Source organism: Halomonas sp. DP4Y7-1, from assembly GCF_019800705.1.
GTDB classification, from domain to species: domain Bacteria; phylum Pseudomonadota; class Gammaproteobacteria; order Pseudomonadales; family Halomonadaceae; genus Halomonas; species Halomonas litopenaei_A.
Map to the genome: position 1 here is coordinate 1 of NZ_JAHVKS010000013.1, position 14,516 is coordinate 14,516.

8 protein-coding genes are annotated in these 14,516 nt (G+C 62.6%); 6 read left to right on the plus strand and 2 right to left on the minus strand.

The annotated features are described in order from the left end of the window. Positions 1–2,720 (minus strand): retention module-containing protein (locus tag KUV72_RS18995; protein WP_222239429.1); only part of this gene is annotated, 2,720 nt, incomplete at its 3' end. 968 nt (positions 2,721–3,688) lie between these two features. On the opposite strand from KUV72_RS18995, the gene KUV72_RS19000 reads away from it, so the two are divergent. The 6 genes from KUV72_RS19000 (at position 3,689) to KUV72_RS19025 (ending at position 13,372) form a co-directional block, all read left to right on the plus strand. Beyond that, positions 3,689–5,035 (plus strand): UDP-glucose dehydrogenase family protein, encoded by a 1,347-nt coding sequence (locus tag KUV72_RS19000; protein WP_222164288.1) that lies wholly within the window; start codon positions 3,689–3,691, stop codon positions 5,033–5,035. Positions 5,036–5,045: 10 nt separating this feature from the next. Next, positions 5,046–6,635 carry a glycosyltransferase gene (locus KUV72_RS19005; RefSeq protein ID WP_261317580.1) on the plus strand — a complete coding sequence of 530 codons (1,590 nt, stop codon included), beginning with the start codon at positions 5,046–5,048 and terminating at the stop codon, positions 6,633–6,635. Positions 6,636–6,740: 105 nt separating this feature from the next. Next, positions 6,741–8,306 carry a PilZ domain-containing protein gene (locus KUV72_RS19010; protein WP_222164289.1) on the plus strand — a complete coding sequence of 522 codons (1,566 nt, stop codon included), beginning with the start codon at positions 6,741–6,743 and terminating at the stop codon, positions 8,304–8,306. Between the two features lie 73 nt (positions 8,307–8,379). Beyond that, positions 8,380–9,231, plus strand: a complete 852-nt coding sequence (locus KUV72_RS19015) for a polysaccharide lyase (RefSeq protein ID WP_206944776.1) — start codon at positions 8,380–8,382, stop codon at positions 9,229–9,231. A gap of 38 nt (positions 9,232–9,269) precedes the next feature. After that, a complete protein-coding gene (locus tag KUV72_RS19020; protein WP_206944777.1) occupies positions 9,270–10,544 on the plus strand; it encodes an alginate lyase family protein in 1,275 nt (424 codons plus the stop codon). Positions 10,545–10,573: 29 nt separating this feature from the next. Continuing rightward, positions 10,574–13,372: an SEL1-like repeat protein gene (locus KUV72_RS19025; protein ID WP_261317581.1), complete on the plus strand. Its 2,799-nt coding sequence runs from the start codon at positions 10,574–10,576 to the stop codon at positions 13,370–13,372. Between the two features lie 110 nt (positions 13,373–13,482). Here the strand turns inward: KUV72_RS19025 and KUV72_RS19030 are convergent, their stop codons facing one another. After that, positions 13,483–14,364, minus strand: a complete 882-nt coding sequence (locus KUV72_RS19030) for a LysR family transcriptional regulator (protein WP_222239430.1) — start codon at positions 14,362–14,364, stop codon at positions 13,483–13,485. Positions 14,365–14,516: the final 152 nt, after the last annotated feature.

The window sequence follows — 14,516 nt, forward strand, 5'->3', positions numbered from 1 at the left end:
CCATCGGCGCCGGCCACGTCGGCCCCGCCCGCACTGCCGTCCAGCACGTTGACGGTGATCGCCACGTTCTCGTCGGTCTCGGCCGCGTCGTCGGTGGCCTCGGGCACGTCATCCTTGATATCGATGGTCAAGGCTGCGGGGTCGCTGACGTCGCCGTCGGAGTCGGTCACCACCAGGCTGAACACGTCCTGGATGCCGTCGCTGCCGGAGCCCTGGCTGCTATGGTCGGTGGTGTTGTCGCTCAAGGTATAGCTGTAGCTGTAGACGCCGCTGTTGACGGTGACCGTCAGCACGCCGTAGGTGCCCTGCACGGTGCCGCCGTTGGTCACGTCCACGCCGCTGATCACCACCGAGCCCACGCTGTCGGAGCCGGTATCGATGGCGATGGTGCCGCTGGTGGTCTCCAGGTCGGTGGCAGACTGGCTGCCGCCGTCGTCCAGACCGGCCTCGTCCACCTCGTTATTGCCAGACGCATTGGGCGACTCGGGGTTCACCTCCACCACCGGGGTAGCGTCCACGGTGATGGTCAGGGTCGCGTTAGCGGTATCCCCGTCGGTATCGGTGATGGTGTAGTCGATCAGCACGTCGCCTTCAAAACCCGTCGCCGGGGTAAAGGTCACACTGCCGTCACCATTGAAGCTCACGCTGCCCTGGCTCGGGTCCTGCAGCGCGGCGTTGGTCAGGGTCACCGGACCATCGGCGCCGGCCACGTCGGCCCCGCCCGCACTGCCGTCCAGCACGTTGACGGTGATCGCCACGTTCTCGTCGGTCTCGGCCGCGTCGTCGGTGGCCTCGGGCACGTCATCCTTGATGTCGACGGCCAAGGCCGCGGGATCGCTGACGTCGCCGTCGGAGTCGGTCACCACCAGGCTGAACACGTCCTGGATGCCGTCGCTGCCGGTGCCCTGGCTGCTATGGTCGGTGGTGTTGTCGTCCAGGGTGTAGGTGTAGCTGTAGTCCCCATTCACCACGCTGACGACCAGGGTGCCGTAGGTGCCCTGCACGGTGCCGCCGTTGGTCACGTCCACGCCGCTGATCACCACCGAGCCCACGCTGTCGGAGCCGGTATCGATGGCGATGGTGCCGCTGGTGGTCTCCAGGTCGGTGGCAGACTGGCTGCCGCCGTCGTCCAGACCGGCTTCGTCGACTTCGCTGTTTCCGGACGCTTTCGGTGCATCCGGCATCACCTGAACAACGGGCTCGTCATCCTCGACAACCACCCGCCAGGTCGCCTGGCTGGTGTCGCCATCATTGTCGGTAAGGGTGTAACGGATCTCAGCGGTGCCCTCGAACCCAGGGGCTGGGGTATAGGTAATGGTGCCATCGGCATTGAACACCAGACTGCCGGCATCGGCGTCGACCAGCTCGGCCGCAGTGAGACTGGCGCCATCGGCACCGAGGGTATCGGCACCAGTGGCATTGGTGACAACGTTGAGCGTGACCGCAGCATCGTCTGTCGTTTCGACAGTGGCATCGTCCACCGCAACAGGCGCATCATCGATGATCAGAATATCCAGCGAACCACCGGCACTACTGCCATCGACGTCCACTGCGCGAACCGCCAGGCTGTCCAGGAAGCCACCGTCTGTGGCACCCGCTTCGGCATCGTTATCCACGTTATTGGTCAACTGATAGGTGTAGCTGACCGTGCCACCGGCTGCGCTACCGGAAAAACCGGTCAACGTAAGAAGCCCGTGCTTGGTAACGATAGTGACCGGCGAGGTTCCCAGCGCGCTCAGCTGAGCAAAGGTGAGCGTGACAGGTCCGACGGACAGCGTTGACAAGCCATCTGGAGAGGTAAAACCAAAGGAACCGCTGCGAATCAACTGCGTGCTATCTCCGCGGGTGCCGCCACTCAGATCGGCCTCGTAGAGGACCTGTTCAGCGCTGGACGCGCCCACCGGTAGATCGCCGGATCCTCCAGGATTCCCGGGACCGCCAGGTCCTCCCGGGTTACCGGGACTGCCAGGACCTCCCGGATTACCGGGGCCACCAGATCCCGGCGTGCCGCCGTCTCCAGGGCCATCGAGCCCGATCAGAGTCACACCTTCGTCATCGTCACCGGGATCGACGGCATCGACGCCGGTGAAGTCACGGTCGATGAGCTCGTCACGTCCACCAAGATCAAACTGGAACGCCAGCGGGTCCACCAGCTCCACGATGCGCAGCAGACGGACAAAATTGCTACCTTCATCATCACCGCCACCAGCGCCACCGGCAGCCGGATCTTCGAGGTTATCAAAAAGATCACCATCTCCAGCATCGATCGCCGCGAGCAGGTCATTGAGCTCTGCGTCCCCCAACACGTTATCGGCCTGATCGGCAAGCTCAGCGAGTTCGGCAAGCTCCTCACCCTCACCCGTGGAAGCCGCCTGTGTACCGTCGGGTACAGGGGCGTCAATCAAGGCAGCGCTGCCTGCGGCAAGCGGAACACCGAGTGACTCCAGCGCACCGTCGTCCGCACCGTCTCCGGCTTCAGTGGTGTGCAGCACCGCATCGACGGCCCCCTGGGGGGATTGCCAAAGGCTTACCTGCCCGCTCCCCGTCAGCGCCTGAGGAGCACCGGTGCCGCCGGGAGCGATGGACACCTCACCACCCTGGGATGTCACCAGTCTCTCGCCGTCTTGGATCTGGTCTCCAGGACGAAGCTCTCGAAGCGTCCCGTCTTCGCTTTGAATCCACGCTTGCCCTTGAACCGCCACCACTGTCGCTGTGCTCATTATCGAGTCCCTGCCCCTGTCTCGCGGTGTGCCTCGCCGTCCCGGGTACCGTGGCCACAATGACCCCGCCAAGACTCAGCGCATCCCGCTAGTTATCTCCAGATAGCTGTCGGTGCGTTCCGTTGTTGCACATATCTGCAGTCTGCAAACAACCCGCACATCCAGCACAATTTGGAAGCAGTATTAGCGAAGCACCTTATGTCTCGGCATTGGACTCAAGTACAGGCACAAAGAGCATTCCGTTGCAGAACGCTCAGTTTGGTCAATTTTATAAGCATCAATCTTAGATTAGAGATGCATTTTCACACATCAAAATCATATAGAACTCACATTACCTAAGATTAAAATACTGGTACTCACTGCCGTGACCATATCTATCTGAGACACACCTTCTAACACTAGTTATCTAGTTATTTTCTGCTAACTCGTTAAATCAGCGATCTTTTGTGGTCCTGCTTCCTAGAGGGCGACGCCCAAGACGTGCCTCACTCTTTTGGGAGGCACGCCGGACAGCCGGCTCCCACCGTCTCTTCTCCTCCCCCCAGGCATGACGTTGCTAAGTCGTCAAAAACCGTCTTTAGCACCAGCGCGCCGCCCGCAGCGCCGGGGTGAATTCAGCACGCCTTCCTGATTCAGGAAAAAACTAATAATTTCAATTAGTTATACCAAAAAGTCTCAAGGCGTATCTAATGGGCAACATCTAGGGTGTTGATTTTTAAGGACTTATACAAAGCTCACATACATGCGTCTCTTTAGAGAGACACTTTCGTCTTTCACTGAGCCCGAACGGCTAGGCACGCCAAAGACGAAACGCCATAGGTATCTGTTTTTTATATAAATCAATGAAACATGGCCCAGACTTTGCGCACAAGAACACCCAGTACAAGGCTTGACCCGCGCCACAGCACCACAGCGTGAGTGCACCAGGGCAGCCCCCACTACCACAGACGTTCGCAAGGAGAGGGTTCATGAAGATCACCATTCACGGTTCTGGTTACGTGGGTCTCGTCACCGGCGCCTGCCTCGCTGACGTAGGACACGATGTCATGTGTGTGGACGTCGACCAGGTCAAGGTCGCCCGACTCAAGCGCGGCGAAGTCCCTATCTACGAACCAGGATTGGAAGAGCTGATCCGCCACAACATGGATGACGGTCGTTTGCGCTTTTCCGACAGCCCACAAGAGGGTGTCGCGCATGGTCTGCTTCAGTTCATCGCGGTCGGAACTCCGCCTGACGAAGATGGCAGTGCTGACCTGACCCATGTGCTGGGTGTGGCGCAGACCATTGGCCAGTACATGGATGACTATCGAGTGGTGATCAACAAGTCCACCGTGCCGGTGGGTACAGCCGACAAGGTCACTCAAGCCGTTGCCAACGCACTGGAAGGTCGTCAGCTGGATGTCGATTTCGATGTCTGCTCAAACCCGGAATTCCTGAAGGAAGGGGCCGCCATCGAGGACTTCTCGCGTGGTGCTCGTATCGTGGTGGGAACCGACAGCGATCGAGTACGCCGCCTGATGCGCGAATGCTATGCGCCCTATAGCCGCCAGCGCGACAAGCTGATGTTCATGGAAGTCCGCAGTGCCGAACTGACCAAGTACGCAGCGAACGCCATGCTTGCGACAAAAATTAGCTTCATCAATGAAATCGCCAACCTGGCAGAGCATCTGGGAGCGGATGTCGAACAGGTGAGGCACGGTATCGGCAGTGATCCTCGCATCGGCTATCACTTCATCTACCCGGGATGTGGCTACGGTGGCTCCTGCTTCCCCAAGGACGTCAAGGCACTGGCGCGCACGGCCAGTGAAGTGGGAGCACCAGCGCGCATGCTTCAGGCGGTGGAAACCGTCAACAACAACCAGAAGACGCGACTGTTCGACAAGCTGGAACTTGCGCTGCATGGCAACCTGGAAGGACGCACCATCGCCATCTGGGGCCTGGCATTCAAGCCCAACACCGACGACATGCGCGAAGCCCCCAGTCGCGTGCTGATGGAGCAACTGTGGCAAGCCGGCGCACGGGTCCAGGCCTTCGACCCCGAAGCCGCTGCCGAGTGTCATCGCATCTACGGTGAGCGTCCGGACCTGTGCCTGTCAAAACAGCGCGATGCCGCCCTCGAAGGCGCCGACGCGCTGGTCATCTGCACCGAATGGAAAGCCTTCCGCACGGTGGACTTCGACAAGATCGCTCGCACGCTTAACCATCCGTTGGTCATCGATGGCCGCAACCTCTATTCCCCCGAGGATGTGGAACAAGCTGGGCTCGAGTACTACGCCATGGGCCGTGGAGCGTCTCTCCAGCAACCCAGGGTGTGAGGGCTCGACCATGTCATCACTTCCCAAGCACACCTCCGTGGCCAGCAAGGCCACGGAGTTGACCACCTTGGCTCTGCTGCTCGCCCTGCTCGTCGTGCTGGTCAGTGAACTCCCATCAGAGGTGTTCTCTCCGGCGTCGAAGAGCTTCTTCTTTGCCATCGGTGCCGTGGGTGCCTGGCGCTACTCCTGGTGGTTCGTCCAGGCCCTGCGCTCGGTGTGGTACAACCGCCGCATCTTCCCGCGGATGCGGGCACAGGCCGATGCCTTGGGTGACGCCGGCAGGCCGTCGGAGCTGTACGTGCTGTGCACCTCGTTTCGGATCGATCCGGACGTCTGCTATCGCGTCTACGATGCGCTGATTCGCGAAACCCGCAGCTACGGCGTGCCGACGACGGTCTTCGCCTCGGTGTCGGACCAGACCGACGTGGACATCATCTCCCACGTCCTGCAGGAGCATGGCTGGCCCGGGCATATCGAAGTCAGATACATGTTCCAGAAGGGCGACGGCAAGCGCTCCGCCATGGCCGAGGTGCTACGTGCGATCTCCCGTCGTGCACCGGCACCGGACGCGCTATTGGTGTCCATGGACGGTGACATTCTGCTGGAGCCCGGCACCCTGGAGCGCTCGCTGTCGTTCTTTGCGCTGCGTGATGACCTTGGCGCTTTGACGACCAACAACAGTGCGATCGTCACTGGTAACGATGCCACCAAGGAGTGGTACGACCTGCGCTACGCGCAACGCCACCTGGTGATGAGTTCGATGTCTGTGTCAGAGCGCCTGCTGGTGCTCACTGGGCGCTACAGTGCCTTTCGTGCAGACCTCGCTACCCACCCTGACTTCATTGACATGGTCGAGAACGACCACGTCGATCACTGGCGCTTCGGCACCTTCAAGTTCCTGTCCGGCGACGACAAGTCGACCTGGTACTGGCTGCTGAAAAATGGCTGGAAGATGCTCTACCTGCCGGACGTCTACGTCTCTGGCTTCGAGGAGCTACCTGATCGCACGCGCTTTTTCGCTTCTACCACCGATCTGATGCGCCGCTGGTACGGCAACATGCTGCGCACCAGTGGCCGAGCCATCGCCCTGGGACCGCGCCCAATGGGGCTATTCACCTGGTGGAGCCTGATCGACCAGCGTCTCTCCATGTGGACGACCCTGATCGGGCCGACGGTGGCGATACTGGTGTCCTTGTTCGTGCGCCCGTCGTTCATCTTCGCCTATGCCCTGTGGATTCTGTTCACCAGAGGCATCTCGACGTTGATTCTTGCCTGGCAGCGCGGTCGCTTCAGCCTGCTGTGGATTCCGCTGATCTACTACAACCAGGTCTACGGCGCCCTGCTCAAGACCTACGTGAGCTTTCGCTTCAATCGGCAGAAGTGGTCGCGCCAGGGAATCTCTGCGGGTGAACCGGACAACCCCAAGGCGGTTCGTCGACAGCGGCGGATGGGGCATCTGCTGCATGCCTTCCACGTCTGCCTGATGCTGTTCGTGCTGACCCTGGCAACCGGTGTGCTGAAGATCCCGGACGCCACATCCCTCGACATTCTTGGTCAGTCAGGAGCCGCCGCTAGCCCCGCCACTGCTGCGCCTCCCTAGGGGCTCTACGCCGCGCCATTCAAGCGTCCCACGATACCCGATCGATACGCACGACCAGATACGTCCCGACACGGCCAACTTCGACACAGGATCTCAGATACCGCCATGAGCGATTACTTCGACCACCACGATCAAGAGACACCTTCGTCACGTCCTGCCTCTTCGCCCTCTCAACAGCGGGCAGAGCCTAGCCTCGGGCAGGCTGGCCATGACGCCAGTACCAGCAACGGTGACAGCCGCCCAGGCCTCGCCCACGAGCGACGCGATGAACGCCGCTATATCCGCGTCACGCCGACCTTTGAAGTGCGCTTCGAGGATGGCAACCGTTTTCGCGGCGTCGACCTGTCACAGGGTGGGTTTGCGATCGAAAGCCCGAAAGCCATGCGCAAGGATGCGCGCATTCGCGGCGAGATCGCCATCCAGACCGCCAGCGGGGAACTGCTGGTGCCGGTCGGCGCCAGCTGCCGCCACAGCCTCGCACAAGAGGGGCGCGCCGGTACGCATCACGCTGGCTTCGAGATTACCGACATTTCCCCCTCCCACCTGGAGCTGCTGCGCCAGGTCGTGCGAGCCCATCTGGCAGGACGGCCGCTGAACGTCGAACAGCTGTTGCAGGGTGAAGACAGCCAGACTCCCCGCAAGCGACGTGGAGCGGGCAGTGCACCGCAACCGGCGGCGCGTCCCCCCAAGCCCTTGGGTCGTTACGTGGCGCTGTTCATGGGCTTTGCGGTTCTGGCCATCGTGGCGGCGGCCACGGCCTACCGCAACTTCATGCTGATTGAACCCAGCTTTGCCGCGGTCACCGCACCACGCATCGATATTCGAGCCCCTAGCCCCGGTATCTTGATGGCCCATGAGCTGGAAGCCGGTGATCGCGTCACCCGCGACGAAGCACTCACGCGGGTCAAGGACGTAGACCTGGAGTCCGACCTCATTCTGGCCGAGGCGGCTCAGCGCTATAACAGCCAACTGATCGAGAATCTGCAGGAAAGCCTGGATAGCGCCAACGGCGGTCAGGTCAGCCTGGCCAACTCCGCTGAGCCGGGCAACGGCGAAGCCGTCAGCTTCGAGACGGTGTCACCCGCCATTGCCGAGGCCCGGATCGACCAGTTCGAGACGGCCAGGGACTTCCAGGCGTCCCGCGTCACCGCACTGCAGGCACGCCAGTCCCAGAACGAGATTTACAGCCCCTGCGACTGCCTGGTCGCCTGGGCCCTGTCCAGTTCTGACGGCACCTATATCAATGAAAGCGAAAAGATCATGACCTTGATGCGCACCGGCCAGGACGAGGTGATGGTCGAAGCCCTGGTCCATATGGACGACATCGACCGCATCGAGCCGGATCAGTTGGCCTACCTGTCACTGCCCAATGCCTCAGGCACGATCAGCGCCAGGGTGCGCAGTGTGGCTCTCGACATCGAGCGCCAGCCCCGCGCGGGCTTCCCCAGCTGGGTGCGCCAGCAGCAGAACGTCGCCAGCGTGCTGCTGGTACCGGAAAAGCCGTTGCCCGTCGAAAGCGTCGGCACCCCGGTGGACGTGCGCTTCACCGAACAGGCGCTGCTGGGCGCCACCGCCGAGTGGATCTGGCAGAGCGGCCGCGGCATCTACCAGCAGGCCAGTCGACTGTTTTCTTCCGCCGAGGAAAGCCCTGAGGCCAACCAGGCAGGCTGATGCCCTCGCCATCGACGCGTCAGGGGAGCGCCTCCCCTGAGCGCTGCATGACAGTGATCAAGGAGAACACGCCATGACCAACACGACGCGCCTGACCGCTTCTGTCCTCGCCGTACTGGCCGCACAACCGCTGCTGGTCCAGGCCGCTGACGAGCCAGGACGGCCCGATGTTGCTGCCTGCTCCACCCGCCTTCCGCTGGTAGCGTCTCCGGCGCCGATGCTTGGCGAGTCGAGCGCTCACGATGCGATTCGAGAGGGCTTTGACACCACCCGAACCTGGGGCACCGAGGAAAACGTCGAACTGCTCGCCGGACACGCCGAGACGCCCGCCCTGCGCGTGCATTATCCGCAAGGAACGTCCTCACCGGGAGACACCGACGTCGGTGGTGCCGGCTTCTACGCCGAGCCCGCCGAACTGTCAGGCAGCGACCACGCCTGCCTCAGCTATCGGGTCCGTTTCGAGCAGGGTTTCGACTTCGTCAAGGGCGGCAAGCTGCCGGGTCTGTTCGGCGGTGAAGCCCCCAGTGGCGGCGATGACGTCACCGGCGAAAACGGTTTTTCGATGCGCTACATGTGGCGCGAGAACGGTCAAGGCGAGCTCTACGAATACGTGGTGGGCGGTGACAACGACTACGGTGACTCCATTGCCCGTGGGCGCTTCAGCTTTCCATCCGGACAGTGGGTCACGCTGGAACAGGAAATCATCCTCAATGATCCCGGCCAGGCCAATGGCGTCGCTCGCGTCTGGGTCAATGGCCAGCCACTGATCGAGCAGACCGATATCACCTATCGCACCAGCGACAGCGTTCACATCGACGGCCTCATGTTCTCCACCTTCTTTGGTGGACATGGCAAGGACTGGCGCACGCCGCGGGACCAGCACGTCGACTTCGCCGACTTTCACTTCTACGCACCACGTTCATGAGTGTGACGGCCCACGGGCCGTCAACAAGGAGACCCTGCATGCCTGACTTGCGCGGATCATCGCCTCGCATCATCGCCTCGGCCTGGACAGCGCTACCTGCCGTGCTGGCGGGCAGCCTTGCGCTGGCAGCCGTATCGACAGCGGCCCAGGCCATGACCCTGGAAGAGCGAGCCGAACTCGACCTCAGCGACTACCGCGTGACGCGACCTGACGCTTCCTACTTCGATGTGGACAGCCGCATGCAGATGCTGGCAAGCACCGATAACTCCATCTTGCTGCAGGAAATCGACCAGCTCTCCAACGGGCCGAGCTGCCAGCAGCTGCTGGCACAGGAGCCGATCACGACCCGGCTGCGTATTCCAGGCTACTACCCCAGCCCCAAGGAGTGGGAGCTGGCCTCCCAGCCGCTGTTCGACTTTGAAGACAGCGTATCGATGCTGGCTGGTTCCTTCGTCGCCACAGCCGACGACTACTATGCACAGTGCCTGGTGTCGTTCCTTGATCAATGGGCGCAGCACGATGCCTTGACCGACTTCCACTACGATCCCATGGAGCCCCAGGCGTGGTTCGCCACCGAGTCGATGATCTTTGCCGCCGGCATGGCCTACTCGGTGGTGCGGCCCGAGGTCGAGGGCCACACCCAGGCCAAGCAACGCATCGAAGAGTGGCTGAACCGGCTGGCGCACAAGCACGCCAAGATTCCCGGGCAGCCCGGTAACAGCTGCTGCAACAACCACTTCTACCGGCGAGCCCTCTACGCCAGCGTGATCGGGGTGGTGACCGAGGATGACGAACTATTCCGCTTCGGTGTCAGCGCCATCTATTCGGCACTGTCCGACATGACTGATCAGGGCGCCTTCCCGCTGGAAATCGACCGGGGTCGTCGCGCCACTCACTACCAGAACTATGCCCTGCTCTACCTGATCACCAACATGCAGGTCATCGCGCGTCAGGGCTACGACATCTTCGATCTCGAGATAGACGGCCACAGCATCCACGATGCGGTGGACTTCGCCCTGACCATCTTCAATAACCCGGAAGCTCTTGGAGACCTTGCTCCTCGCGAGCAGTACACCGGTTTTCTCAAGGACAACCAGTATTTTGCCTGGATGGAGATCTACCAGAACCACTTCGATGATCCCCGCATCGAGGAATTTCTGACTCAGGTCCGTCCGGTCTACAACCGCAGCGCCGGCGGCTACCAGACGCTCTACTTCATGTCACCGCAGGCGCAACAGCACCTGGTCATCGACGAAAGCCGGCGCGAGACGACCGCCTTCGAAGGCCTTGCCGATGACGCTGTATCGCAGTGACCGATAAAAAAGCCCCAGGAGGCCTGCCCATGATGCTCCCCCACTTTCGCTCCTTTACTCCTCAAGGCCTGCGCTGGTCGAAGGCCTTTCCGCTGACCGCATCCGCCGCCATGGCCCTGTGGCTGGGCGGCTGCGCCGCGCCGGGCTCGCAGTTCCAGTCGACCGGGGTCGACCCGTTGCCGGCGCAGTACCAGGACTTCTTTGATGGCGAACAGCCGCGCAATCCCGAATGGATGCATGACAACGCGCTCGACAAAGCCGAGCAGCTGGTCGCCGCGGGACAGACCCGCGAGGCGATCCTCGAACTGAAGGCCGTGGCGGCCCAGGACATACCCAAGGCGTACTACGAACTGGGCAAGATCTGGGACCAGGGTAAAGGCATCCAGGCAGACCCCGCCAAGGCGGCCACCTACTATGAAGACGCCGTGCGCACCCCTTCCTACATACTGGGCCACGCATCGCTGAATCTGGCCAAGCTGAGCCTTGAGCAGGAAGGTGCCCCCTACCGCCCGGTACTCGCCTACTACCTGCTCGAACAGGCCATGGAGGAGCAGATTGGCCGTGACGAGGGGGTAGTCATGGCATCGCTACTGGCTCGCGGTGCCGACGGCGTTGCCGCCGACCCTCAGCGTGCCCTGGCGCTTTACCGTCAAGCGGCTGACACCGGCAATGCCGATGCCACTCTGGCCTTGGCCCAGGCTTACGCTGAAGGCGGCTGGCTGGACAACGACCCCGAGCGCTCACGCCAATATGCGCAGCGCTATGCCGAAGGCCTGCGCGAGCGAGCCGGTGGCGGCGACGTCAAGGCCATGACCGAGCTGGCCGAGCTGTACGCCGCGGATGGCCTGCTTGCCGGCAACGATGAGCAGCGCCTGCATTGGCTGACTCAGGCCGCCCAGGCGGGTGATCCTGGCGCTGTCGCCAAGGCCGGCCGTGAGATGCTCGAAAGCGGCCGCGCCGACCAGGGCGCTGAGCTGCTGAGTGAAGCGGCCAAGACGGGCGATGTCGATGCCATGGAGCGCCTGGGCAAACTGCTGCTCGAGGGAGACGGGCTCAGAGCGCGTCCCATGGAAGCCCGCTCATGGCTTGAAAAGGCCATCGCCGAAGACTCCGTGACGGCGCGTGTCACGCTGGGCCGTGCCCTGCTGGAAGGGGATGCATTGCCGGCCGAGCCGCAGCGAGGCATTCGCCTGCTCGAGGAAGCGGCCAACCGCGATGACGCTCTGGCCCTCGCGGTTCTCGGCCAGGTCTACCTGTCTGACGAACGGGTGCCGTCACAGCCGATCATGGCCGCTCGCTATCTTGAGCGTGGCCATGAATTGGGGCACCCCTTCGCCACCGAGCAGCTGGGACAGCTGTATCTCGAAGGCCGTGGCGTAGCCGCCAACCCGGCCCGCGCCGAACGCCTGCTGCGCGAGGCCATCGAGCAGGGCCAGACCGGCGCCTTGCGGGTACTGGGTGAGGCCTACCTGCAGCAGGACGGCCCGCTGGCCTACCAGCCCAATGAAGCAGAGCGCTTGCTGTCCCAGGCCGTCGAGGCGGGCGACACCAGCGCGGCCACTCGCTTGGGTGAAGCCTACCTCACCGGCGACCTGGCCGGTGGTCAAGGCCTCCAGCAGGCCTCTGTACCCTCACAGCCGCAGACGCCAGCCGCGTCCTCGACCATGTCATCAACCACGTCATCAACCAGGCTTCCCACTCCATCGGCGCAGCCGGAGGTCAGCCCCAGAGTCGAGGCGGGTCGTCGTCTGCTGACACAAGCTGCCGAGCAGGGCGACGCCTATGCCATGGTGGTGCTGGGCCGAGCCTATCGCGATGGTACCGGTGTCGAGCGCGACCTGACCGCGGCGACAGACTGGCTTGAACGGGCCGAGCAGGCGGGCCATCCCTCCGCGGCTGAAGCCCTGCTGCGCACCCAACGGGATCGCGGCAAGGCCGGCGATATCCAGGCGCTGATCGCTTCTGCGCGCCAGGGAAACGTCAACTCCATGGCGGATCTCGGTCGCGCCTATCGTGACGGTCAGGGCATTGGCCAGAACAACGCCGAGGCCAGTCGCTGGCTGGAACAGGCCGCTCGTCAGGGTCACCCTGGCGCCGCCGCCGCCCTGGGCCGGATGTACCTGGACGGTGATGGGGTCAGCAGGGATCCCGCCAAGGGCGCCGAATTGCTCAAGATGGCGGTGGCGGGAGGCCACGCCGGCGCGCGAGCAGACCTTGGCGAGCTGCTGCTGAGCGGTAACGGGGTCGACGCTGACCCTGAGCGAGGCCGTCAGCTGCTGCAACAGGCTGCAGAAGCAGGCAACCAGTACGCAGCCCAGACTCTGGGTGAGGCCTATCTGGAGGGCCAGGGTGTCACCGCCGATGGAGAGCAGGCCGAACGCTGGCTCAGCCAGGCCAGCGAGGCCGGCAACCTGTCGGCCCGCTCCGCCCTGGGTACGGCGCTGATTCGCGGCGACCAGCAACTGGCCCAGGACGTACAGCGAGGAGAGCAGCTTTTGACCAGCGCAGCCGATCAGGGGCATGCCGGCGCCCAGGCCAACCTTGGCCGCGAATATCTGCGCGGTGACAACCTGGAGCGTGACACTCGGCAGGGAGCCGACTATCTGCTGCAAGCCGCTCGCCAAGGGCACGAGACCGCGCGGCTGGCCCTGGCCAAGGCCTACCTTGCCGCCAACGGCCTGGAAAACGCCAACCGGGAACAAGCGCTGGTATGGCTGGATGGAGTGATGGACGGCAACTCGCAGCTGGCCTCCCAGACCCTGCATGACCTGCTGTCTGACGAAGCCACCCTGGCCGCCATGCCCGCTGCCATGGAGGCAGACAGCTAATGTCCTGGCCGGCCGGGGCCCACGCCCTGGCCGACCCAGCCATCTCTCCCCCCCTATCTCTCCCCCTCTATCTCTCCACCCCCGCCAGTGTCGCGAGAGCGCGGCGCTGGCTAGCTCTCTAGACGCTCACTCAGGGCCTCGATAAAGGCACGCAGCTTGGCCGACTGGCGAAGTCTGGGCGGGTAGATCATCTGAATGGTACGCGTGCGCTCAGCATACGTCGGCAACACCTCCACCAGCTCCCCCCTGGCCAGATCGTCGGCCACCAGATAGTCTGCCACTCGCACGATGCCCCGACCTGCCAACGCCTGCTGACGCAGCAGTCGATGATCATTGATGCTCAAGCATCCCTCCAGGGTGACGTCCTCCGAATCGAACGACCACAGCTGTTGCTGGGTGAAGGTCAGGCAACGATGCTCGCGCAATTCCGCCGTGGATTGGGGCTGACCATGGCGCGCCAGATAGGAAGGTGCCGCGCAGCAAACCGCGCGGTAGCGCATCAGCGGACGCGCGATCATGCGCTCCGGTGGAACCAGGGTCGAGCGAAATGCCAGATCAAAGCGCTCTCGTGTCAGGTCATGGTTGCGATAGCTGACGTCCAGGTGCAGGCGTAGTTCGGGATGGGTGCGCTGAAAGTCGTTACAGATGTCCATCAGGTAGTGCTCGGCAAACAGCACCGGCGCCGTAATGCGCAGCTCTCCTGACAGGCGCCCGCCAGCATGCTCGAGCTCTCTTCCCAGCTCTATCAGGCTATCCTGCACCTGGTCCATGCGCCGCAGCACGCGCCCACCATCTTCAGTGAGCCGCACGCTCCTGGTCGAACGAATCAAGAGACTGACGTTGAGGTCACGCTCCAGACGCCGGACCTGCTCGGACAAATAGCTTTTCGACACGCCGGATTGTTCGGCAGCACGGGTAAAACTCAGCGTGCGGGCGACATCGGCGAACAGTGCCATCCGCTCCAATGTCTTGTGATCAGGACTTGCCATCATCAGATTCCTGCCAATAAAGGACGGTCCGCACCACGAATGACGCCGTGATTGCAGTAAAACTCTACCCTTGCTGAATGATCGGTGACAGGTCTTACTGTTCACCTGAACGAACAATGTTTTCTCGCTACTGACTTCTAGCGAACGCTAGCCCT